The sequence below is a fragment of the Sulfurihydrogenibium sp. genome, assembly GCF_028276765.1.
Lineage (GTDB): Bacteria > Aquificota > Aquificia > Aquificales > Hydrogenothermaceae > Sulfurihydrogenibium.
The window spans coordinates 1-24,264 of the sequence record NZ_JAPYVU010000012.1; the positions used below are offsets into that span (position 1 = coordinate 1).

Sequence of the window (24,264 nt, forward strand, 5' to 3'; positions counted from 1 at the left end):
ATTTTTTAAACAGACAAAAATTCTATCACTTTTTATTTCTTTTGTCAAGAGGTTTTTTCTTTCTTCTTATTCGTTTTTCAAATTGGACTAATTATTATATCCATTTTTTCTTGATTGTCAAGGGGGTGTAGGAGGGTGTTCTAAAATTTTCTTTCGTAAGCTTATCTTTTCGTGTTATCCTGAGGACCTAAGGCTGAAGGATCTCTTTCTCTTTTTCGATCTTTTGAAAGTATGAGATTCTTCGCTATCGCTCAGAATGACAACATTTTAGGACTCTATAAAACAAAAAAGGCGGGACTATGCCCGCCCTGTGTATGTGATTTTTAGATTTTTACTAATTAGAACAAGAATCCAAGCTCTACAGCGCCAGTTGTTCTTGAAGTTTTAGCTTCACCTTTGTCGTTAACAAATAAGTATCCAGATGTTCCATTGAAAGCATCACCAGAAGATTTAGCATAAGATACTTCAGCTCTTAAGAATGTGTTTTTAGTTGGGTTGTAAGTTGGAGTAATTGTAAATGTCCACACTTTTTTAGCAGCTGCGTAATTGAATTGGTTTGCAGCGTTTGAAGGTTTCACCAATGTAGCTGCTGCTATTGCAGGAATTAAAATTGTATCTTTGTTATCTGCATATTCAATTCTTACAGGAACTTGAACGCCTGCTACTGGTTTTACGTTAGCACAGAGTGCTGCACCCCATGCGTTTGTAGAAGCAGAGTAGTTAGCAGGAAGAGGACCAATTGGTTTTCTTAAAACACTATTCCAAGCTTTCTTTAAGCCATCATCAGCTTTGAAGTAATCAACTTCCAAGCCAAGAGATACGATTCCTAAATCTCCGCCAACTGTTAAAGCATAGATATCTCTGTTTCCGTTTTCATTGTAAGTATGTAAGCCAACATCAACCGGTAAGCCAAATTGCTTTAGGTTAGATGTAACACCAGCTTCAATGTAGTTAGAGTAGTTGTTTCCAATAACATTTTTATAAACAGGTCCCATTAATTGATAGTCTCCAGCTTTACCAGCACCTACGTAAACTTTTGCTACGCCAGCGTCGTATGTACCTCTTGCACCAGTTAATAATACTGGGTTAGCTGTAAATAATACTCCTCTTGTGATGTGTGGGTTTAGGATTGTAACCGGTCTTTCACCAAAGTTTGTCCAGAGTAAACCAGCATCCAAGCTTAATCCAGCAACTGGTTTGTAAGTAACAAAAGCAAGCCATGGTTTGAAATCAGTAGTTTTACCGTAGCCTACAAGCTTATCAGCATTTTTGTTATTTATAGAATTAAATATATTTACATTGTTTACAACCGTAGAGCTTGCTACTACCGTTGGAGCTTCCCAATAACCAAACGCTGCTGTAAATCCAATTCCACCATCTTGTGCTGGCTTTGTTAATCCAATGATTACGTTGTTAACAGAGAATGAGTCTTTCCCTGACCATGTGCCTGCGAGGCTTTGATTAAGCGGGTTGCTGATAAAAATTGCAGCATTTCTTAATGCATGGTCATTGTTTTGTCCATTGTAAGATGCTGACACACCACCAAACATTGTGATGTCTGTGTTTGCTACTGTAATTTGTCCTGCGTTTGCTGCAGATACTGCAAGCAATCCTGCTGCTGCTAATCCTACTACTTTCTTCATCGTAAAACCTCCTTTAATAAAGTTTTTAAAAAATCTGTTAATAAAAATTAACACACATTATGATTTTTGTCAAGCATTTTTTCTTTTGTCATCCTGAACGAAGTGAAGGATCTCATGTTTTAATGTCTTTCAAAAACAAAAATGAGATTCTTCGCTTACGCTCAGAATGACATTATTAGTGGTTTTTCGTCATCCTGAACGAAGTGAAGGATCTCCTCTTTTAATGTCTTTAAAAAAATGAGATTCTTCGCTTACGCTCAGAATGACATAGCCGGTTCGGTGTCTTTGTCATCCTGAGGTTTTTTAACTTATTCAATTTTCATTTTTACTATATACAACTTTCATGCCAATTTTTTAGTTTTATACTTTCCTGTTATTTACTTATCGTTTATAAACATACTAAACTTTAGTTTTTTGCATTTTGGCAAATTGCAAAAGAAAAGTTAAGAAGTGGGAAGATGAGATTCTTCGCCGGCTGCAGAATGACATCATAGAGGCATAAAGGCGGAGATTCTTCGCTGACGCTCAGAATGACGAATAAGGTTGCCTTTTCCTGATGCTTATCATTCAATCTTTTCCTGTCATTCTGAGGCCGTAAGGCCGAAGGATCTCATGATTTGATACTTTCTTAATTATGCTAATTTGAGATATAATTATCAAATGGAACAGTATTTTGTGTATATCTTAACAAACAAATACAATAAAGTACTTTATGTTGGAGTTACTAACAACCTTGTTAGAAGAGTTTATGAACATAAAAACAAACTTATAAGTGGATTTACTTCAAAATATAACGTTAGTAAACTTGTTTATTATGAGAGTTTTCTTTCTGTTTTTGATGCGATAAAAAGAGAGAAAGAGATAAAAGGTTGGAGAAGGGAAAAGAAAGTCGCATTGATTAATTCTTTTAATCCTGAATGGAAAGATTTATATGAAGAATTAATTTGATAAAAATGAGATTCTTCGCTATCGCTCAGAATGACGAATAAGGTTGCTTTTTAATGCTTATCATTCAACCTTTCCCTGTCATCCTGAGGCCGAAGGCCGAAGGATCTCTTCTTTTAATGTCTTATGAAAACAAAAAAGGAGATTCTTCGCTTACGCTCAGAATGACATCATGGTGTTTTAGTTAGCCTACCAAAGCCTCTTTATAATTTAGAATAAAATTTAAAACTTCTGATGCTGGTTTGATTGTAAAAAGAGAGTTTTCTACCAATGTTTTTACAAGCATAGCATTTAATCTGTGTCCGCCTTTAAAAGAGTAAACTTCTGCAACCAAAGGATAGCCAAGGAGATACAAATCACCGATTAAATCCAATACTTTGTGTCTTACAGGCTCGTCTTCAAATCTTAAACCCTCTTCGTTTATTACCTGATTGTTATGGAAAACAACAGCATTTTCAAGAGACCCACCCTTGGCAAGACCATTTTTCCTTAAGTACTCTACTTCTTCTAAAAAGCAATAAGTTCTTGCTGTATAAACGCCTTCATAAGACTCTTTTTCATAAGGTATGTATGTAAAGCTTTTATTTCCAATAATATCATTATTATAATTTGCTTGATATGTAATTTTTATTTCATTTGATGGCTTCGCCATAATAAATTTATCTTCTATTTCAACCTTTACAGGTTCTTCTAAAACTGCATATAATTTTTCTTCGTTGAGTGTTTTAATTCCGGCTTCTTTTATCTTTTCAACAAAACCTTTACTGCTTCCATCAAGGATTGGCAACTCCTCGCCTATTAGCTCAATATAGACATTGTCAATTCCTGTAAAATAAAGTGCTGCCATTAGGTGTTCTATTGTCCTAACTGATACGCCGTCTTTGTATAAAGTTGTTGAATATTCAAAACTATGGGCATGGTCTATCTTTGCAGGTATAACTACATTATTTTTGATAAAATTTATTCCTTCATTTTTATTTGCAGGGAAAAGCTTTATTTTAACATTATCTCCTGAGTGCAAGCCTATTCCTTCGATGGTTATCGGTTTTTTTATCGTTCTTTGAAATTGGCAGATCATAATCATTCTCCGTATTTTTTTGTTTAAAATTTATATGCAATTTTTATTCCAATCTTTGACATACGATTTAACAATAATTTTGTAATATTATAATTTGAATTTTTGCAAATTTTCAAAAAGGAGTCAAAAGATGTTGGATGTAGAGTTTTTAAATGAAAAAGCAACAAAGCTAAAATCAGCTTTAAAAAAAATAAAGCAGATAATAGATTTTGGAGAAGATGCATTTTTAAAAACTCCGATGTATCCAGATAGAGTTAAATACTATCTTATAATTTTATACGATGAGCTTGAAGCGATAGCTTGTCATATTCTTTCTAATTATTATAATGATAAAATAAAAGAAAACTGTATAGAAAAGCTATCAAAAGATACGATTTTCTCAGAAAAGCTTAATAGAATTTTTGCAGATTTTAACGAGTTTAAAAATAAAGTATTTCAAGAAAATTTCAGCTACTTGGAAAAACAGCTCTATCGTTTAACAAAAAATATAGTTGAAACCTTAGATGCATTGTTTATAAAAGAACTTTCAGATGTGGTAAAACAGCTAAAAGAAAAACAGCCAAAGCTTGCAATACCTGTAAATCTTGTAAAAGTCAATCATTATGCTTCTGCTATAAAAGGAGAAGTAAAAAGGTTAGAGACTTTTTCTAAAATGAGCGAGCAAGAGTTTAAAAATAATAGTTTTGCAATTGATAGAAGCAGGTATTTTATCGTCGTTGCAATAGATGGTGCGTTATGGATTTGTAGGCATATTTCAAGACAGCTAAAAGTAAAGTCTTCAAAAGACTGCTTTAAATCTTTGGCTGAAAATGGTTGTCTATCTGTGAAGCTTGCAGAAAATCTTGATAAAATTGCTCAGCTAAGAAATGATTTAGCAGACCCTACAAAAAGCATTGATTTAGATTTTCTGTATAAATTGGTAAAAGGTGATTTTAAAGCTTTAATGGATAGATTTATTTTAGAAGTTGCTAAGTCTATCAAGGAAGGATGTAAAGGTGAGAGGTAAGAAAAGGAAGAGATTCTTTGCCGGCTGCGGAAATGACAGACAAGTTAACATCTTTATCAAATTTTTTGAAACAGTTTAATGAATAAAAAATTCACACAAACAGGAAGTCTAGCCAATGGAAATATACATAGGAACCGATATAGTAGAAAACAAAAGAATACAACAAGCCTATGAAAAGTACAAAGATAAATTCCTAACAAGAATTTATACACAAAAAGAAATAGAATACTGCCTTAATAAAAAAGAATACATACAATGCCTTTCTACAAGATTTGCTGCAAAAGAAGCAACCATTAAAGCATACTACCAAGCCTTTAAAGAAATACTTACATTTAAACAAATAGAAATCTTGGGACACAAAAACCAACCTGCAGAAATCTTACTGCATAACATAGAAAACCATTGTAATTTCAAGATAAAACTCTCTCTATCCCACGAAAAAAATTACTCAATCGCTACAGTAATCATATACACTGCATAATTTTAGCTGCAGTCCTTTTCTATTACATCTTGTAATAAAGTCAATTAAAATTGGCATGAATTTTGCATATACTAATAGTAGAAAAAATTACTCCCTTGGAGGATAGTTATGCAACTAAGAAAAGAGGAAAGAGAAAACATGATTAGAGAATTCCTACCAAAAATAAATTACATAGTAAAATCATTAAAACATCAAAATTTACCGCCAATAGTAGACGAAGAAGACCTTTTTCAAGTTGGAGTATTAGGGTTATATGATGCTCTTGAAAAGTTTGACCCATCAAAAGGAGTAAAATTCTCAACCTATGCAGAAATCAGAGTAAGAGGATACATTCTTGACCATCTTAGGCAGCTTGATTGGGTGCCAAGAAACGTAAGAAATAAAGTAAAAAACCTTGAAAACAAAATCGTAGAACTTGAAACAAAATTAGGAAGAGAAGCAAAGCCAGAAGAGATAGCAGAATACCTCGGTATGAGTCTTGAAGAGTATATGGCATATGCAGAAAAAACAGTTAATAAAATTCTAATATCCTTAGATTCTGATATTAGTAAAGATGACGATGAAAGCTTGCACCTTTGGGAAGTAATTTCAACAAATGACGATACACCAGAAAAGTACGTAGAAGAAAAACAGCTTAAAGAAATTCTTTCTGATATAATAATGAATAAGCTTGATGAAAGGGAAAGATTGATAGTTACTCTTTACTATTATGAAGACTTAAACATGAAAGAGATTGCAGAAATTTTAGGTTATTCAGAATCAAGAATTTCACAACTTCATACGGCAACTATGTTAAAAATTAGAAGATTAATTGAGGAATATTTAGAGGGAAATGATAAGAGATAAAATTGACTTATTGATTTATGATGTTGAATCTTTTATCTACTTTGGACAGAAGAAGATAGATAAGATAGTAAAAGAAGGCAGTGTTATATCCTTAGAAGATTCAATATTTATTTTAAACAACTTTGCAGAAACTCTAAGCAAAATTTCAGAAATCGTTAATAAAATCCCGGAGATAGAAAGTAAAGAAAAAGCTGAAGATGTTTGTAATATAACCCTTAGTGCTCTTGCATGGATTATTTTTACAATCCCGTCTTTAGAAGTTTACACTCCATTATTTCCGGAGAATTTTACAATTTATGAAAAAGATATAATAGACTTTTTAGCTCAAAGTATGATGGAGATTGAAATCTTGAAAGAGGATTTAGAAAATCTAAAATTTTTCTCAGCAGATATTGCTAAAAACATCAAAGAAGCTTCTTTATTGTTTGGACATTTATCAAAAACATCGGAAAAAAGCACAGATTTTAATTAATATCATTATTCTGCTTCATGATATCCAATGATTAACTCCCGCCACTCCAATCTCTTTAAAAATCTCATTAGCTTTATCTGAATACTTTTTCTTATTAAGGATACGTCCAAGATGAAAGTAAGCTACAGCTTCCCAATATTTATCTCCTATTTTCTTTACATGGTTAAGCCCCATCGATAGGTACCTTTTTGCTGCCTCTTTGTTTCCCATTGCACCATAAACGGCTCCAAGATTTATTTCAGCTACATAAACAATATGATCATTCTCACTAAGATTTCCGAATAAGATCAAGTCCTTAAGAAGGGTTATGGCTTCCTTATAAAAACCTAACTCAGCATATATAATACTCATGTCGTTGATAATTTCTGCCATAAACTCTTTACTTGCACCCTCTTCTTCTCCTGCTGTAAATGCAGCATCATAATAATCTAAAGCTTTATCAAGATCTCCTTTCTTAAAATATATCTCTGCAATAGTTCTAAGTAAAGGTGCTGCTTTGCCACCAATTTCTTTTGTTAATCCTAAAGCTTTGTTGTAATACGTAAGTGCATCATCTAATTTACCTATAATAGCCAATATTCGCCCTATATATTCGTAAATAGACGCCAGATCTTCTTTGCTACTTGCAAGCTCTTCTGCTTTTTTGAAGTTTTCGTAAGCAAGTTCTGGCTGTCTCATTCTATGATATGCTTTTCCTAAACAAAAGTAGGAATCAAAATTGTTAGGATACATCTCAACCGCCCGCTTGCCATATTCTATAGCCTTTTCTAAATCATCTTTGCGAAGAGCATCTTTGCACTTTTCAATCACTGCAACAACCCTATTACATCGATTCTTCTGTATAATTGTACCATATCGTCAACAAGATATAATTTCCTAATCTCTTTTAATAATTTTCAGACACGTTGAGTGAGGAATTCAGTGAAGCTACGAGATTCTTTACTTCTCTTAAAATGATGATACAGGTTTGAAAGTGTTTCAAAATTTTGTAAACTTGTCTTTTCCTTAGTGTGGGTTTTTTGGAACAGTATTTACAGGTTTTTTACAAGCAGCCTAAAAAGCTCAATTTACATTTCCACATCCTGACATGATAAAATATTATCTTAAAATGATTGAGGTTGTTTAATGGAAAGAGCGATTTTGGCACTTGAAGATGGTCATTTTTTCTACGGTTATGCATTTTCCGGCTATAAATTAAAAGAAACCGGCGGAGAAGTAATCTTTAATACATCAATGACAGGATATCAAGAAATCCTCACAGACCCATCTTACAAAGGTCAGATTGTAGTTATGACAGGTGCAGAAATTGGAAACTATGGGATAAACGACGAAGACAGCCAATCTGACAGAATTTGGGTTAACGGCTTTGTTGTAAAAGATGTTCCTGCCACTTATTCAAATTATAGAGCAAAAAAAAGCTTAAAAGAGTACTTAGAAGAAAACAACGTAATTGGAATTTTTGGCGTAGATACAAGAGCGGTAGTTAGAGTTTTAAGAGACTATGGAGTAATGAAAGGATACATCGGCATTGGTGATATTTCACCCCAAGAAGCGGTAAGAAAAGCAAGAAGTGTTCCGGATATTTCACAGCTAAATTTAGTTAAGGAAGTGTCAACATCAAAAGTTTATAGATGGACTCAAAAAAGTTGGAAATGGCCGGAGGGTTATACGGAGCAAACAGAATTTCATTATAAAGTTGCAGTAATAGACTATGGCGTTAAAAAAGATATTTTAAGACTTCTTGCTGATAGAAATTTAGAGCTAATATGTTTTCCTCACAACGTTTCAGCAGAAGAGGTGTTAAGCATAAATCCGGATGGAATTTTCTTATCAAATGGACCGGGAGACCCGGCAATTTTAACCTATCAGATACAGCAGATAAAGAAACTTATTGCTTCAGAAAAGCCAATCTTTGGTATATGTCTTGGACATCAGCTTTTATCTTGGGCTTTTGGAAGTAGAACTTATAAGCTCGAATTTGGTCATCACGGTGGAAACCATCCAGTTAAAAATCTAAAAACAGGAAGAGTTGAAATTACAGCACAAAACCACAACTACGCAACAGATGAATCTAAACTTCCTCAAGATGTTGAAATTACTCATATTAATTTAAACGATAACACAGTAGAAGGAATGAGACATAAAAATTATCCTGTATTTTCAATCCAGCATCATCCGGAAGCAGCACCGGGACCTCATGACTCATTTTATATTTTTGATGAATTTTACAATTTAATTAAAGCATGTAAGAAATAAGAGGTAAAAAATTAGAAAATGAATAATAACCATCACCAAACTTTAAAAGAGCGTTGGATACTTGGCTCTCTAACTTTAAATCTTTTTTTATCGATTTTAAAACTTGTTGTTGGACTTATTACAAATAGTCTTGGACTTATTGCTGAGGCTATCCACTCCTTTTCTGACCTCATAGCATCTGTCATATCATTTATCAGCGTAAAGATTACAGCAAAAAAATCAAAAGATTTTCCCTATGGTCTTTATAAAGTAGAAAACATAGCAGCTGTAATAATATCTTTTTTCTTATTCTTTGCAGCTTATGAAATACTTAAAGAAGCATTCTTCTCACATGAAAGCCATCAAGTAAAAAATCCAGAGTATGCAATCTTTGTTATGTTGATTGCGATGGTTTTAACGTTTTTCTATTCAAGATTTGAGAAAAAAGCCGGTGAAAAACTAAACTCTCCTGTTCTTGTTGCAGATGCTGAGCATATTTGGGCTGATTTTCTATCTTCCGTTATAGTTTTGATAGGTCTAATCAGTGTTTATTTTGGTTATAACTTAGATAAGTATGCAGCAGCAATCGTATCTGTATTTATTTTTAAAAGCGGATTTGAAATTTTAAAAGATTCAATAAAAGTTTTGCTTGATTATTCCTTAGACTTTGATGAGCTTAATAAAATTAAAAATTTAATTCTTAAAAATCCGGCAGTAGTTGATATAAAAGAAATTAAAGGAAGAACTGCAGGAAGTTATAAATTTGTTGAAGTAGAAATACTTCTCCATAACATGTCTCTTAGAGAGGCACACAGAATCGTTGATGAAATTGCAGAGGAGATAAAACAAAAAATACAAAATGTAGAATCTGTCGTAATACATTACGAACCGGCAAGACAGGAAGGTTTAAGAATAGGCGTTTTATGTGATCAAAATCAAAACATAAGAGATTTTGAAACAGCAAGAGTCGTATGCATTTACGATATTAGCAAAGATTTAGAGATTCTTAGCAGTTATTCTATAACCATAGAAGAAAATAATCTATCTAAACTTCTTTCAAAGCTTGGATTGGATGTTTTAGTATCAAAAAACCATCCACTTGATTTTAAAGTAAGATTTTTACTATCAAAAAGCAGTATCATGGTATGGGAAACGGAAAAAAATAAAGTAGATGAATCGGTAAATGAAGTGGTAAAATCTTGGAAAGAATTTACAAAAGGAGAGGTACAATCATGATTGGCAGAATTCTTGTAGGATTAGATGGTTCAAAAATTAGTAAAGTAGCAGGAGAATATGGAATTTATCTATCAAAAAAATTAAAAAAACCGGTTGTAGGTATTCATATTATTGACATAAGACTATTAGAAGGACCTTTCTTGTCAGACATAGCAGGCGGTCTTGGTTTTACTGTTTACGGAGATTTAACAGCTAAAATAAAAGAAATTCTTGATGCAAAAGCAGATGCAATTTTAGATGAATTTGCTGTAAGATGTAGAGAAGAAGGCGGTGATTGTTCTATTGCATCAGCTTATGGCGTGGTTGTAGATGAGCTTATTAACATGGCTGACCCGGAGGATATACTGATAGTTGGAAAGAAAGGAGAGCATGCAGGATTTGCTCCACTTCTTCTTGGCTCTACTGCCGAAGCAATAGCAAGAAAAGCACACTGTCCGGTGATGGTAACACCACAAGAATTTAGAGAAATAAAAACTATTTTACTTGCATTTGATGGAAGGGAAAAATCAGTCCATGCCGCAATCTATGTAAACTATTTAGCAAAAACATTACAAACAAATGTAAAAGTCATCTCTGTGTTTAAGGATAAAGTAGAAAACCAACCATTAGCAGAAAGCTATAGAGAAAGACTTAAGTCTATTCTTGAAGTTCCATTTGAATTTATTGATAAATACGGCTTACCAGAGGATATATTAGATGAATATATAACCACAAATAAAGACAATATTGACCTTATTGTAATGGGTGCGTTTGGTGAAAGTATCGTTAAAGAGCTTATTCTTGGAAGTACAACAAACTATATAATGTCAAGGTCTCCTGTTCCTGTATTGCTTGTTAAGTAAGAGGTGATACAGTGGAGAAAGATTTTGGTGGATTTAAAGGAATTTTAATCATCGGTCTTGGACTAATTGGAGGGTCTTTAGCCTTAGCATTAAGAAAAGAAGGTTATAAAGGCAAAATCTACGGGTTTGATTTAAATAAAAACAGAATAGAAAAAGCATTAGAGCTTAAAGCAATCGATGAAGGTTATGATTCTTATGAAAAGATTCCTTGGGTAAATAATATAGATTTTGTAGTTTTATCCACACCTGTTAAAACTTTTGAAAGTATAGCATTAAAAATAAAACCTTTTTTGAAAGATGATACAGTTGTAACTGATGTTGGCAGTGTAAAAGGTGATTTGGTACTAAGATTGTATGAGATACTAAAGCCACATGTTTTTGTAGGAGTCCATCCAATAGCAGGAACAGAAAAAGAAGGCATAGAGAATGCAAAGTATGATTTATTTAAAAATGCAAGATTGATATTAACTCCTGTTGGAGATGATAGAGAGAAAATAGAAAAGGTTGAAAAGTTTTGGAAGGATATTGGCTCAAAAACAGAAATAATGGACCCGCATTTACATGATTTTGTCTTTGCCAGTGTATCACATCTGCCCCATGCAATAGCTTTTGCACTTGTTGATAGTTTGATAGTTTTATCTAAAGAGACAGGAATTGATTTATTTAAATATCCGGGCGGAGGATTTAAAGACTTTACAAGAATAGCAGCAAGTTCACCCACGGTTTGGAAGGATATATTTTTAGAAAATAAAGAAAATGTTTTACATACAATAGATGTTTTTCAAAAATCCTTAGAAAGGCTAAAAGAGGCTATAAAAAAAGAAGATGAGAAAGAGATTTTAAATATCTTGTCAGAAAGTAGAGAAAAGAGAATGTCGTTGGACGTGTCAAGTGATAAAGTAAGAGAGTGATTAAGTAAAGTTTTTTTACTTCCTACCTGTAATGTCTAACATCTTGAAATAACTTAAAATTTGATAAAATTATCATTTCAAAAAATTCTTTAAAGGTGCAGCGATGATAGTAGAAGAAATAAAGACTAAATGGGAAGAGATAAAAGAGAAATGGGATAATTTAAAAGAGATTTTAAAGCCAGAAAAGTTGGAAGAGGAGATAAAACAACTTGACGATTTAATGGCAGACCCTAACTTTTGGAACGATACAAAAAAAGCTCAAGAAATCTCATCAAGGAGAAACTACTTAGGAGAAAAATTAGAAGAGATTTTAACCGTTGATAAAAAAGTCAATAACATTTTAGACTACATCACACTTCTTGAAATGGAAGAAGACCAAGAGCTTTATAACGAAGTTGAAAAAGAATTAAAAGAAATAGAAAAAGAAATCAGCAGATTAGAGCTTGGCAGTCTGTTATCGGATGAGATGGATTCAAAAAATGCAATCCTTACCGTTCAGGCTGGTTCGGGCGGAGTTGAAGCTTGCGACTGGACAGAGATGCTACTTAGAATGTACACAAGATGGGCAGAAAAGAGAGGTTATCAAGTTGAGCTTGTAGACTTTCAGCCGGATGATGTGGCAGGTGTTAAAAGTGCAACAGTGATTATTAAAGGACCCTATGCTTATGGATACTTAAAAGGAGAGCAAGGAGTTCATAGACTTGTAAGAATTTCTCCATTTGATGCAAACAAAAGAAGACATACATCCTTTTCAGCTGTTTCAGTAATTCCGGAAATTGATGAAGATATAAAAGTAGAAATAAACGAAGAAGACCTTAGAATAGATACATTCAGAGCAAGCGGTGCAGGCGGTCAGCATGTAAACAAAACAGATTCAGCTGTTAGAATTACACATATTCCAACCGGTATTGTAGTTACTTGTCAGAGTGAAAGGTCTCAGCTTCAAAACAAACTTAAAGCTATGAATATGCTTAAAGCAAAGCTTTATCAGTTAGAGCTTGAAAAAAGAAAAGAAAAACAGAAAGAACTTGAAGGTGAGAAAAAAGACATCACATGGGGAAGTCAGATAAGGTCTTATGTTTTCCAACCGTATCAATTGGTTAAAGATTTAAGAACAGGATTTGAGACTGGAAATATAGAAGCTGTAATGGATGGAGAAATAGATGACTTTATAGAAAGCTATCTAAAATGGAAAGCAAAAGGCGGACAGTAAAATGTTAAAGAAAGAAAATATAATCGTTTTATTATCCGGCGGAATGGATAGTGCTGTTTTGCTTTGGTTGTCAAAAACTATGTTTAAAGATATATATGCTATATCTTACTCTTATGGACAAAAACACAGCATAGAGCTTGAATATGCAAAAGAGCTTTCAAAAATTGCAGGCGTAAAGGAGCATTTTATCGTTGAAGTGCCACACCTAAAACAGCTTAAAGGCAGTGCTTTAACAGATGAGAATTTAGAAATTCCATCAGAAAACTATCCGGATGAACCACCGATAACGACCGTACCAATGAGAAATTTAATATTTTTGTCAATAGCAGCATCGTTTGCTGATGTTTATGAGATAGAAAACATAGGAATTGGCATACATTCCTTAGACTCACCATATCCAGATTGTAGGGCTGAGTTTGCATCATCTGCAGAAGCGGTTATAAATGCAAGTTCTGTAATGGTAGCAAAGAAGAAAAACAGAATAAAGATTTTTACTCCATTCTTAGGCATGAGTAAAACAGATATTGCAAAACTTGGCAGGGAGCTTGGAGTTCCATTTGAAAAAACATACTCTTGTTATAAAGGAACCGTTCCACCCTGCGGAGAGTGTGCAACCTGCAGACAGAGAGAAGAAGCTTTAAGAGAAGCTTTTTCAGATTCCACAGCTTAACTCATCATTTGGTTTAGCTTTCCTAACTTTTAGCTTTAAACCCTCTACTTTTTCTATGATTACCGTTTCATCTTTCTTTATTTCTTCATCTGAGTATGCAAACCATAGCTCACCGTGATACATCACTTTTCCACATTCTTTATTAATGTCTGTATAAGCCACTGCCTTATCTCCAATCATAGCCTCTGAGCCTGTTTTTGGTTTTTCTCTTTGAATTTTTGCACCTTTGTATGCCACTAAAAAGAAAAATACAGCACTAAAAATTACCGTTGGAATGATTACTTGCAATGATATATCACCATAAGCTGAATCGGAAGGGATTAAAATAATAGAACCAAGAGCTAAGGATATAACGCCGGCAATAGCAAGCCCACCAAACAACGGAGTTATCATCTCTAAAATAAAAAATAAAACACCTAAACCTATCAAAATCACACCAAGCCAGTTTGCAGAGATGATATTAAGAGAATATAAAGCCAGTGCAAGAGAGATTGCTCCAACCGTTCCAGGGATGATAGAGCCGGGATTATAAAGCTCAAAGAAAATTCCATAAAATCCTATCATCAACAAGAAATAAGCAACCGTTGGATTTGATAAAATTGTTAAAAGTTTTTCTTTAAAATTAAGCTCTACAAATTCAATCGGCTGATTTTTTAGATTGAGAGTAATCTCTTTATTATTTTTTATAACTTTTTTGCCATCAAGCTTTGAGATTAAATCGTTCAAATCTTCTGCTAATACGTCAATTACTTTATTTTTTAATGCTTCTTCTGATGTAAGGTTTATGCTTTCTGTAATCATTTTTTCTGCAACTTCTTCATTTCTTCCTTTTTCTTTAGCAATGCTTTTAACAAATGCTACCATATCGTTCATTACTTTCTTTTTCATTGTCTCTTCTATATCTTTGCCTTCCATAGATACAGGGGACGCTGAGCCTATGTTAGTTGCCGGAGCCATTGCTGCCACATCTGCCGATATTGTGATAATAGCACCGGCAGATGCCGCCCTTGCACCTTTTGGATACACGTAAACTATAAACGGAATATCTGTTCTTTGGATTTCTTTTATTATTTCCCTCATTGATGTTTCTAATCCACCAGGTGTATCAAGCTGTAAGATTATAGCCTTTGCTGATTTTTCTTCTGCTGTATTTACTATTCTATTGACATAATCTACCGTTGTTGGTGTGATTGGGTCATTCCATTTTCCAACTATGATAGTTGCATATGAGAAGTTAAAAATCATTAACAAAGCTGTTAAAATCTTAACCATTTTGTTCTCCATGTATTAAGTTATTGGTAATCATACTTTCTAATGTATAATATTTTGAGAAGATAATCAAGGATTTTAGATTTATGTCAGAAAATGGGGGAAATGTAGTTTTTTAAATATAGAAATATAGTAAAAATTTTTTTGAGGGGGTTGAGCCATGAAAAAATTAATGCTGTTTGCTGTTTGTAGCAGTCTTATTTTAAGCTCTTGCTTTGAGTCTGGGAAAAAGGAATCTAAGAATGAAAATCAAGAGTCTACGGAAGATAAGTCTGCGTTGTGCGTAATAAAAAATGTAGATGACGATGTAAGTCAGTGTGAAGATGGGCAGTTATTAGTCTTTTTACCAAATAGCTGGGGAAATGATCAACTGCCAATTATAGTAGCTGCCCTGTATTGTAATTTTGATTATTCTGTTGTCTATAACAACGGCGGTGTTGTTTGCAAGCTTGATAAAAAGAGATGGGAAAAGCGTGTAGAAGCAGCTAAGAAAAATCAGCAAAATCAACAAAAATAATTAATCAGGAGGCAAAAACCATGAAAAAAGCTTTAAGCATTCTTGTTTTATCGCTTAATCTTTTAGTATTTGAAAACATGGCCTTTGCAAAAACACCAATTGATGCGTGCTGGAACTTTATCGATGCCGGAGATTATAAAAGAGCTATAGAAGCTGGCAAATTAGCCGTTAAAAAATATCCCAAGAATTCAGACGCATATTATTGCTTGGGAGAAGCTTATTTTAATATTGGAGAGCTTAAACTTGCTTATGAAAATATGAAAAAAGCAGAGAGTTTAACAAATAACAAAAAAGATTTGATGCGTATTTACAATGAAATTGGGCTGATTTTAAAAAAAATGGGCTATTTAGATGATGCACTTTTGTATTACAGTAGAAGTTTAAGCTTAGCAAAGGATTTAGGTAATACAGGTATGCAGGCTACTGTATTAAACAATATTGCTGGGATATATGATAGTAAAGGAGAATTAGATAAAGCTTTAAGTTATTATGAAGAATCTTTAAGTTTACAAACAAATGAAAAAGAAAAAGCACCTACTTATAACAATATTGCTAATATATATTACAAAAAAGGTGATTATCAAAAAGCTGTTGAATACTTACAAAAAGCTATTGAAATAGATGAGAGGTATGGGGATTATCATGGTGTTTCTATGTGGAAGTTAAACCTTGGAGATACCTACAGAAATATGAAAGACTATAACAACGCAGAAAAATACTTATCTGAAGGTCTTGAAGGTGTTAAAAAGGTAGGAGATAAATATTGGGAAGCTACAGGTTATTTGTATTTTGGATGGCTTTATAAAGATAAAGGAGATAAAAAAACAGCAAGAGATTACCTTACTCGTGCATATAATCTCTTTAAATCTATTGGGGCAGAAGGATATGCTCAGGTTGCTTTAAATGAAATGAAAGAATTAGATAAATCAAACTAACCATTTCATCCCTGCCGACCGGCGGGGGACTTTCTCAATCATTTACAAAAATTTCTAAATTGCTATCTAAAACATTCAAAAATCTTTTTACAGTTTTTGCATGACCTTTGCCAATCAAAACAATGATTTTATAATCAGGATATTTTTTATATGTATCATATATTTTGTATGCCATGCCGTAGTCCCAGGCAAGCTGGATATCATAAAAAGCTTGCTTATTTTTAATGTTTTTATGCTCTTTCATTGCTTCATCAATAAACTTTATCTCTTCTGGTGTATGCTTTGGAATTGGCTTTGGCAAATATGCAGAATCTATATTTTCTAATCCTTTCTTTCTAATTTCAGACAGTAGCTCAGACGGAATGTTTAAAGCAACGATTTTTATCTTGTTTTCTCTTGCAAACTCTAAAATATCTTTGTATAGTTTAATATCAAAGCCCCATCTTTTTTTATACTCTGTTTTTTCTACAAGCTGGTTTAAATTTATCTCACCTTGAATATACTTATCCAAATACTCCTGAAAAGGTTGCTGAAACATCTCCATTACAATGATTATTTTTTTATCATATTTATAATAATCTTTGATTACTTCGTGCTGCTTTTTATGGTCAAGCTCATCTGTGTGATTTTCTCCAACAATGATGATGTTATAGCTTTTAAACGTTGAAAATACTAAAATAAAACCTATCATAAAAACTACTAATGGAGATAAGTTTAATTTCATAGTCCTGAAATTATAGCACAGTAAAGATTACAGATATACAGTAATTTAGAGAATACAGTAAAAATTTTTGTAAGTTTACCTTTTTGCCATCCTGAGGCCGTGAGGCCGAAGGATTACATTTTTTAAATTTTATAAAAAATATGCAAATTTAATATGTCGGGTGAGAAATTCAACAAAAACATGAGATTCTTCGCTTCGCTCAGAATGACGATGTGGATTTTTGGAACAGCCTCATAAAGGAGATATAGATTGAAATTTAGCTTTTTCGGTGGAAAGATTAGATTTGGCAGAAGAAATATAAAGGTCTTTAAAAGAATGTCATATAAGCGGTTCTTTTTTTATTCATTTTTAGGCTATGTGTTAAAAACAGCCGTGTTTGTTGCAGTGATTTATTTAATTAAGCATCATTAAGTATTAAATAGCTCTTATTAAAAATTTCATAAAAGATTTTTTCAGACCAAAATCTTGGATAATGGTATAATTTCTATTTACATCAATTCCTTATGGAGGAGATAATGTTAGCAAGCAAGTTTTTTATGCCAACTTTAAAAGAAAATCCATCCGACGCAGTTGTTCCAAGTCATATATATCTTGTTAGAGGTGGTTTTATAAGAAGTTTATCAGCCGGAATATACGAATATTTACCACTTGGATTAAGAGTTTTAAGAAAAATAGAGAATATAATCAGAAAACATATGGATGATTCAGGAGCCTTAGAGGTATTACTGCCAATTCTTACACCTGCTGAACTTTGGAAAGAAACAGGAAGATGGTATGTATACGGAAAAGAGCTTTTTAGATTGAAAGACAGAAAAGATGCAGAATTTGCCCTTGGTCCAACTCATGAAGAAACAATTACAGATTTAGTAAGAAAAAATGTTAGGTCTTACAAAGATTTGCCGCTAAATTTTTATCAAATACAGACAAAGTTTAGAGATGAAGCAAGACCAAGATATGGCTTGATAAGAGGAAGAGAGTTTATCATGAAAGATGGATATTCTTTTGATGTCTCAGAAGAAGATGCAAAAAATACTTATGAAGCAATGAAAGAAGCATATCATAAAATCTTTAAAGAGCTTGGGCTTGATTATCTCATGGTAGAGGCTGATGTTGGAGCTATTGGTGGAAAGTTTTCTCATGAGTTTGTGGTAAAAGTTCCATCAGGTGAGGCACATATTGTATACTGTGAAAAGTGTGGATATGCTGCAAACGTTGAAGCTGCAAAATTTCATCATCATAAACTACCACCGGAAGAGCCAAAACCAATAGAAAAAGTTCATACTCCTGACATAAAATCGGCAGAAGATGTTGCTAACTTTTTAAACGTTCCAATAACAAAGCTTGTTAAGACACTAATATACAAAATAGATGATAAAGATTTTGTAGCTGTTTTAATAAGAGGTGATAGAGAGCTTAACGAAACAAAATTAGCAAACTTATTTAAAGCTATTGACGTTAGAATGGCAACAAAGGAAGAGTTGGAAAATCTTGGAATTCCGGAAGGTTTTGCAGGTCCTATTGGCTTAAATCTTCCAATCTATGCTGATTTTTCTGTTAAAGAGCTTTATAACATAGTTGTAGGAGCAAACGAAAAAGATTATCATTACATCAATGCAAACATTGATAGAGATTTTAAAGTCATTGGCTTTTATGACCTTGCAACTGCAAAAGAAGGCGACCCTTGCCCTGTATGCCACTTTCCATTAAAAGAAACAACAGGTTTAGAAGTTGGTCATATATTCCTTCTTGGAACGAAGTATTCTGAAAGTATGAAAGCTTACTTTGTAGATAAAGACGGAAAAGAAAAGCCAATCATAATGGGTTGCTATGGTATTGGCGTAAGCAGATTAATATCTGCGATAGTTGAGCAGTATCATGATGATAAAGGAATTATTTGGCCTGAAAACGTAGCACCGTTTGATGTTCATATTCTTGTTTTAAATACAAAAGACCAAGAGAGTCTAAACGTAGGATTTGATATATACAATAAGTTGAAAGAAAAAGGTTTAGACGTATTACTTGATGAAAGAGATGAATCTGCAGGAGTAAAATTTAAAGATGCCGACCTAATCGGAATTCCACATAGAATAGTCATAGGAAAAGCTTTAAAAGAAGGCAAGATAGAGTATCAAAAAAGAGATGGCAGCATCAAAGAGTTAGTAAATACAGAGGCAATAGTTGATAGATTGATGAGTGAATATCATGGAAGAAGATGAAACTTATAAATGCCATGAAGTAGCTATAGAATATTAAGAATGAAAAGGTGAGGCTATAACAAATTGAGCTAGTGTTCCAAAATTTTCGTAAGCTTGCCTTTCCGTGTCATCCTGAGGCTGTAAAGGCTAAGGATCTCTTTTCTTGATTTTTTGACTTGAAAAGAAAAACATGAGATTCTTCGCTTGCTGCAGAATGACGATTTGGATTTTTGCAAGCAGCCTCAGCTTTAAATAATCTGTATTCATGAACAGATTCTAAAGTTTTATGTCTATTAAACGAAAAGTAACCTATGAAATATTTTTGTGATATCATGAGCAAAGAGGAGTTTTACCAAAATATCATGACTTTTAAAAAAGTTTACAAAAAATTTTTTTACTGTTATAATTTAAATCAGTTTTATAAGAATAGGGGGATGATTATGAAGCTAACCAAGAAAATTATAGGTACGTTTTTAAGTTTGTCAATTTTTATATTACCGAATATAGCAGAAGCTAAAACTAAAGGTCATTCAACCAAAAAAACAAGCCATCATGCAACAAAAGTATCTAAAAAATCAAACCATGTAAAAATATCTAAAAAATCAAGCCATACAAAAATGAGTCATAAATACCTAAAAATAGCTAAAAAAGGTCGTAATCATGTAAAAATAACTAAGGTTTCTTACTCTTATGGTCAAAGAGTGTATGGTGATTACCTTGAGCCTAACAAGGATATTTATAAGTATGCAATAGGATTACTTGGCACAAAGTACTCTTTCGGTGGAAACTCTATAAATGGGATAGATTGCTCATCTTTCGTTCAGCATGTTTTTGAGCTTGCAGGATTTAAACTTCCAAGAACTGCAAGAGAACAAGCAAGATACGGATATTTTGTCAGAAAAGAAAACTTAAAACCAGGAGACTTATTATTCTTTGCAACTTATGCAAGCTTTCCTTCACATGTAGGGATTTATATTGGCGATGGTAAAATGATTCACGCCTCTTCTAAAGGTGGAAGAGTTGAAATAGCAAATATTAATGAAGATTATTATATGAGAAGATTTTTATTTGCTAAAAGAATTCCAGCTAACATTAAAGACCTAAAAGAAGTTGAAGATGTTGACCTTATGGAGCAGTATATGAACGATAAAGACCCAATAGCAAAGATAATACAGGAAAAGAATGGAAAAAATTAAAAGTACAACAATATTAGCTGTTAGAAGAAATGGAAAAACAGTTATAGCCGGAGATGGTCAGGTAACTCTTGGGTCTGCTGTTGTTAAGCATACAGCAAAAAAGATAAGAGTTTTAAATGAAGGTAAAGTTGTAGTTGGTTTTGCAGGTAGTGCCGCAGATGGTCTTGCATTAATGGAAAGATTAGAAGAAAAATTAAACAAGTATAAAGGAAATTTAATCAAATCTGCAGTAGAGCTTGCTAAAGACTGGAGATTGGATAAATATCTAAGAAGATTAGAAGCGGTAATGATAGCTGCAGATAAAAACAATATGCTTTTACTCTCTGGAAATGGTGATGTGATAGAACCTGACGAACCTGTTTTAGCTATAGGTTCTGGTGGAGATTATGCAAGGTCTGCTGCGTTGGCACTCTATAGAAATACAGATTTTGATGCTCGCAAAATTGTAGAAGAGGCGATGAAGATAGCAGGAGAAGTCTGCATCTACACCAACCAAAACTTTGTAATAGAAGAAATTGAATGAAATCTTTCTTGAAATAGCTGTTCCTGTACCACTTTATCAAACCTTCTGGTACAGGTTTCAAACTAAGTCTTTAGAAAATTTTATAGGCAGAAGAGTAATAGTTCCATTTAAGAGTACTAAATCCTATGGATTAGTCGTTGGAATATCTAACTCTATTGAAAACGTTCCTGTAGAATATAGAGACAAACTGAAAGATATCATAAAAATTGATGATTTTCAAGTATTTACAGAAAAAGAAATAAACGTCATTAAAAAAATTTCAGATTATTATCTATCTCCGATAGGTTTGACTGTAGATTTTTTCATTCCAAATATCTTGAGAGAAAAAGCCATAAAAGACCCGCTTGCTTTTAAAGTTTTTAACATTAATGAAAATGTAGAGCTTAAAAAAATCTCAGAAACAGCTAAAAAAATTATTCAAATCATTCAAGAAAATCAAGAAGTATCTTATGAGGATCTGTTATCGCTTGGATTTTCTAAAAGAAGCATTAAAAGTTTGCTTGAAAAAGGTATTCTTATTCCTGTTGAAAGCAGCATAAAAATAAAAACTCCTGTTTTTAAACAACCAAAAACATCTGACTATACTCCAAAACTATTAGAAAGTCAGATATATGTTTATGATAGATTTTATTTCAAAGATAGGTTAAAAGCTTACATATCGCTTATAAAAAAATACGTTAAAACAAATAAAAGTGTGTTAATTGTTGTTCCAAGCATTGCCTTTGGAAATAAACTTTATAAAGATTTATCCCAAAAGTTTGAAAATGTATATTTTTATCATGATGGAATTAATCCCAAACTTCAATTTGAAATCTTTAAAGAGATAACAAAGAATCCATCTATTGTTATCGGAACTGTATCTTCTTTGCTTATTCCTATAAAAGACTTAAATCTCATAATTCTTGAGCAAGAACATTCTTCAGCTTATAAAGTTTTAAGGTCTCCAAGGTTTGAGACAAAAAGGGTTTTATATTACATTCATAAAGAAAAAAATATTCCAATCATCTTAGCATCTTCCATTTTATCCATTGAAAGCTACTTGATTAATGCTACAAATCTAAAAAAAGATAAAGATGTTATAAAATCTTATGTAGAAATTAATCCTTTTAAGTCTACCAATAAAACTTTAAATAAACTACAGAGCTTGATTTCAGAGAAAGGAAGAACCCTGATTTTAACTCATAAAAGCTATTACTCTGGATTTATTTACTGTCCAAGATGTGGATGGGAAGCGGTCTGTCCAACCTGTGATGTTCCACTAAAAACTTACATTCAAAACAGCATTAAAATCTTTAAATGTCCGTCTTGTAAAAAAAGGTTTGAATACTTTAAAACCTGCCCTGAATGTGATTTTAAGCTAAAAGAGACTGGATTTGGAAAAGAGTTTGTTTTTGAATTTCTTAAAAAAAGTGAAAAACTTAGAAAGCTACTGGATTCTAACAAAATCATTGTAGAATCAAGTTTAAAAGATATACTGCAGTTTGAAAGCTTTGATATGGTTATAAATCTTTATCCTGATTTTATTTTAGATTTGCCTGATTATAGGTCGAATGAAAAATTTTTAAGGTCTGTAATATCTCCTTTAACAGTAGCTAAGGATAGTTATATCATTTTTTCTAATACACTGGAGAATTGGCTTGCGGAAAATATAGGGACTAAATCCTTTGATGTAAATCAAATTTTAGAAAATTTCTATAAAAAAGAAACCGCCTATAGAAAGAAAAATAAACTACCTCCGTTTTTAAAGCTTGTAAGATTTAAAATTGTGTTTAAACCAAATCAAAAAGAGTATGTTGAAAAGGTATTGAAAGAAATCTCAAGCTTGAAAGTATATTCTTTCTCTCAAAAATCAAACAGTTTTATTTATTATTTTGAGTACAAATCAGAAAAGGAAAAGCAAACGATAAAGGTTTTAGCTGAAAAATTGCTGAAAAAGGATGTGGATGTAATTATAGAAGTAGATCCTAAGAGTTTTTAATCACAAGCTCTTTTAGTGTTTCTATAAACATTGGATGAGTTTTTAAAGTCGGTATTCTGATAAAACTTTCAGCTCCAAGCTCTTTTGCTATGTTGCCATACAGATAATCAAGCTCGTAAAGTGTTTCTGAATGTTCTGAGACAAAGCTAACAGGTATAACTATTAGCTTTTTATATCCTTCTTTTATTAATCTTTCAATTTCTTGGTCTGTAAAAGGTTCTAACCACTTTACAGGTCCAACTTTTGATTGATAAGCTAAGGAATGTTTAACATTTGGAAAATGCTCCATTATTAGCTTAACTGTTGTTTCTGTTTGTTTCTTGTATGGGTCGCCGTCAAGGATGATCTTTTCCGGCAAGCTGTGGGCTGTAAATAAAAAATAATAATCTTTATAATCTTCTGGTAGGTTTTCTTTAATGTTTTCTACCATTGCCTTTATGTATAAAGGATTGTCAAAGTAGCAGTTTATTTTTACAATGGGAATGTCTGAAAAATAGTGGTAGGGTTCTTTTGTTCCTCTTAGTGTAGATAGTATCGCAAATTTACCGGGCTTAATGTATCTTTTAACTTTTCTGTCAAATTCATTAAAAGATGAGCCTGTGGTTGTTCTGCTGTAGTGTGGATATAATGGTAGCAAGATTATTTTTTTTATTTTTTCTTGGAAAAGCTGGTTTAAAGCTTCTTCCGTGAATGGATGCCAATATCTCATTGCAACGACAACTTTATAATCTTCTCCAAGTATTTCTTGGAGTTTTTGGGCTTGCTGGAGTGTTTGTTCTTTTTGTGGTGATTTTCCACCCATTATTTCGTAGTATTTTTTTGTTTTTTTGGCTCTAAGTCTTGAAATTAAGAATGCTACTGGTTTTTGAATAGGTTTTGGAATTTGTATGATGTCATGGTCAGAAAATAGGTTGTATAAAAATGGCTGAATCGCATCTAAGGAGTCTGGACCACCCATATTTAAAAGCACAACACCAATTTTTTCTTTTGTCATTGACTTCTCCTGGGTTTTGTAAGTTTAAATTATACTGGCTATTTTTACTTTGTTCAAGATGAAATAAAATTACTTTGGTGTGAAGTGAAAGATTAGGAATGTATAAGGTTTAAAAGAGATGCTTAATGTTGTGAAAGTTATTAACCGTCTGTAAGTAAATCGAACACCTATATGTTTTGTCTCGCTTGGCAAATGCTTTGTATTTTACGCTTAACAGCTAACATTAAAGTTCATGCTATTTTATAGAGTGTTATAAGAGCGTTCCAAAATCCACATCGTCATTCTGAGCGAAGTAAAGAATCTCTTTTTTCTTTTCAAATCAAAAAATCAAAAGATGAGACCCTTCGGACTTACG

The 24,264-nt window shown here is 32.6% G+C and carries 23 protein-coding genes; 17 read left to right on the forward strand and 6 right to left on the reverse strand.

Features of this window, described 5'->3' with window-relative positions; all coding sequences use genetic code 11:
- Positions 1-338: 338 nt before the first annotated feature.
- A complete protein-coding gene (locus Q0929_RS03110) occupies positions 339-1,643 on the reverse strand; it encodes an outer membrane beta-barrel protein (protein ID WP_299238117.1) in 1,305 nt (434 codons plus the stop codon).
- 660 nt (positions 1,644-2,303) lie between these two features.
- Between Q0929_RS03110 and Q0929_RS03115 the strand changes: the two genes are divergently transcribed.
- A complete protein-coding gene (locus Q0929_RS03115) occupies positions 2,304-2,591 on the forward strand; it encodes a GIY-YIG nuclease family protein (protein WP_299238118.1) in 288 nt (95 codons plus the stop codon).
- A gap of 181 nt (positions 2,592-2,772) precedes the next feature.
- On the opposite strand, the gene lpxC is transcribed toward Q0929_RS03115, so the two are convergent.
- On the reverse strand, positions 2,773-3,666 hold the full coding sequence (lpxC, locus tag Q0929_RS03120) for a UDP-3-O-acyl-N-acetylglucosamine deacetylase (protein ID WP_299238119.1): 894 nt from the start codon (positions 3,664-3,666) through the stop codon (positions 2,773-2,775).
- Positions 3,667-3,796: 130 nt separating this feature from the next.
- Here lpxC and Q0929_RS03125 point away from each other — a divergent pair, with 130 nt between their 5' ends.
- From Q0929_RS03125 to Q0929_RS03140, 4 genes are all read left to right on the forward strand, one after another.
- Entirely contained in the window at positions 3,797-4,672 is an 876-nt protein-coding gene (locus Q0929_RS03125; RefSeq protein WP_299238120.1) for a HepT-like ribonuclease domain-containing protein, read from the forward strand.
- A 115-nt stretch (positions 4,673-4,787) separates the two neighbouring features.
- Positions 4,788-5,153, forward strand: coding sequence for a holo-ACP synthase (acpS, locus tag Q0929_RS03130; RefSeq protein WP_299238121.1), 366 nt, complete (start codon positions 4,788-4,790; stop codon positions 5,151-5,153).
- 108 nt (positions 5,154-5,261) lie between these two features.
- Positions 5,262-5,999, forward strand: coding sequence for a FliA/WhiG family RNA polymerase sigma factor (locus Q0929_RS03135; RefSeq protein ID WP_299238122.1), 738 nt, complete (start codon positions 5,262-5,264; stop codon positions 5,997-5,999).
- Positions 5,986-6,471, forward strand: coding sequence for a hypothetical protein (locus Q0929_RS03140; RefSeq protein WP_299238123.1), 486 nt, complete (start codon positions 5,986-5,988; stop codon positions 6,469-6,471). Before Q0929_RS03135 ends, Q0929_RS03140 begins: the two co-directional genes overlap by 14 nt.
- Before the next feature lie 15 nt (positions 6,472-6,486).
- Here the strand turns inward: Q0929_RS03140 and Q0929_RS03145 are convergent, their stop codons facing one another.
- Entirely contained in the window at positions 6,487-7,281 is a 795-nt protein-coding gene (locus tag Q0929_RS03145; protein ID WP_299238124.1) for a tetratricopeptide repeat protein, read from the reverse strand.
- 315 nt (positions 7,282-7,596) lie between these two features.
- Here Q0929_RS03145 and carA point away from each other — a divergent pair, with 315 nt between their 5' ends.
- The 6 genes from carA (at position 7,597) to queC (ending at position 13,578) form a co-directional block, all read left to right on the forward strand.
- Positions 7,597-8,727, forward strand: coding sequence for a glutamine-hydrolyzing carbamoyl-phosphate synthase small subunit (gene carA / locus Q0929_RS03150; protein WP_299238125.1), 1,131 nt, complete (start codon positions 7,597-7,599; stop codon positions 8,725-8,727).
- A gap of 18 nt (positions 8,728-8,745) precedes the next feature.
- The gene (locus tag Q0929_RS03155; RefSeq protein WP_299238126.1) at positions 8,746-9,942 is read left to right on the forward strand and encodes a cation diffusion facilitator family transporter; all 1,197 of its coding nucleotides are present in this window, start codon (positions 8,746-8,748) and stop codon (positions 9,940-9,942) included.
- Complete coding sequence (locus tag Q0929_RS03160) at positions 9,939-10,784, forward strand: universal stress protein (RefSeq protein WP_299238127.1); 846 nt, start codon at positions 9,939-9,941, stop codon at positions 10,782-10,784. Before Q0929_RS03155 ends, Q0929_RS03160 begins: the two co-directional genes overlap by 4 nt.
- Before the next feature lie 11 nt (positions 10,785-10,795).
- Positions 10,796-11,695, forward strand: a complete 900-nt coding sequence (locus tag Q0929_RS03165; RefSeq protein WP_299238128.1) for a prephenate dehydrogenase/arogenate dehydrogenase family protein — start codon at positions 10,796-10,798, stop codon at positions 11,693-11,695.
- 103 nt (positions 11,696-11,798) lie between these two features.
- Positions 11,799-12,908: a peptide chain release factor 2 gene (gene prfB / locus Q0929_RS03170; protein ID WP_299238129.1), complete on the forward strand. Its 1,110-nt coding sequence runs from the start codon at positions 11,799-11,801 to the stop codon at positions 12,906-12,908.
- A 1-nt stretch (position 12,909) separates the two neighbouring features.
- Positions 12,910-13,578, forward strand: coding sequence for a 7-cyano-7-deazaguanine synthase QueC (gene queC / locus Q0929_RS03175; protein ID WP_299238130.1), 669 nt, complete (start codon positions 12,910-12,912; stop codon positions 13,576-13,578).
- Here queC and Q0929_RS03180 read toward each other — a convergent pair.
- Positions 13,561-14,850 carry a nodulation protein NfeD gene (locus Q0929_RS03180; protein ID WP_299238131.1) on the reverse strand — a complete coding sequence of 430 codons (1,290 nt, stop codon included), beginning with the start codon at positions 14,848-14,850 and terminating at the stop codon, positions 13,561-13,563. The genes queC and Q0929_RS03180 overlap by 18 nt on opposite strands.
- 157 nt (positions 14,851-15,007) lie before the next feature.
- Here Q0929_RS03180 and Q0929_RS03185 point away from each other — a divergent pair, with 157 nt between their 5' ends.
- The gene (locus Q0929_RS03185; protein WP_299238132.1) at positions 15,008-15,364 is read left to right on the forward strand and encodes a hypothetical protein; all 357 of its coding nucleotides are present in this window, start codon (positions 15,008-15,010) and stop codon (positions 15,362-15,364) included.
- A 20-nt stretch (positions 15,365-15,384) separates the two neighbouring features.
- A complete protein-coding gene (locus Q0929_RS03190) occupies positions 15,385-16,299 on the forward strand; it encodes a tetratricopeptide repeat protein (protein WP_299238133.1) in 915 nt (304 codons plus the stop codon).
- Positions 16,300-16,333: 34 nt separating this feature from the next.
- On the opposite strand, the gene Q0929_RS03195 is transcribed toward Q0929_RS03190, so the two are convergent.
- A complete protein-coding gene (locus Q0929_RS03195) occupies positions 16,334-17,023 on the reverse strand; it encodes a ChaN family lipoprotein (RefSeq protein WP_299238134.1) in 690 nt (229 codons plus the stop codon).
- 515 nt (positions 17,024-17,538) lie between these two features.
- Between Q0929_RS03195 and Q0929_RS03200 the strand changes: the two genes are divergently transcribed.
- The 4 genes from Q0929_RS03200 to Q0929_RS03215 all read left to right on the forward strand — a co-directional run bounded on the left by Q0929_RS03200 (position 17,539) and on the right by Q0929_RS03215 (position 22,915).
- On the forward strand, positions 17,539-19,239 hold the full coding sequence (locus tag Q0929_RS03200) for a proline--tRNA ligase (protein WP_299238135.1): 1,701 nt from the start codon (positions 17,539-17,541) through the stop codon (positions 19,237-19,239).
- 419 nt (positions 19,240-19,658) lie between these two features.
- On the forward strand, positions 19,659-20,414 hold the full coding sequence (locus tag Q0929_RS03205; protein ID WP_299238136.1) for a C40 family peptidase: 756 nt from the start codon (positions 19,659-19,661) through the stop codon (positions 20,412-20,414).
- Positions 20,401-20,937, forward strand: a complete 537-nt coding sequence (hslV, locus tag Q0929_RS03210) for an ATP-dependent protease subunit HslV (RefSeq protein WP_299228519.1) — start codon at positions 20,401-20,403, stop codon at positions 20,935-20,937. Before Q0929_RS03205 ends, hslV begins: the two co-directional genes overlap by 14 nt.
- Positions 20,930-22,915, forward strand: coding sequence for a hypothetical protein (locus tag Q0929_RS03215; protein ID WP_299238137.1), 1,986 nt, complete (start codon positions 20,930-20,932; stop codon positions 22,913-22,915). The genes hslV and Q0929_RS03215 overlap by 8 nt, the downstream gene beginning before the upstream one ends.
- On the opposite strand, the gene hemH is transcribed toward Q0929_RS03215, so the two are convergent.
- Positions 22,902-23,909 (reverse strand): ferrochelatase, encoded by a 1,008-nt coding sequence (gene hemH / locus Q0929_RS03220; RefSeq protein ID WP_299238138.1) that lies wholly within the window; start codon positions 23,907-23,909, stop codon positions 22,902-22,904. The two genes, Q0929_RS03215 and hemH, sit on opposite strands and share 14 nt — an antisense overlap.
- Between the last annotated feature and the right edge of the window lie 355 nt (positions 23,910-24,264).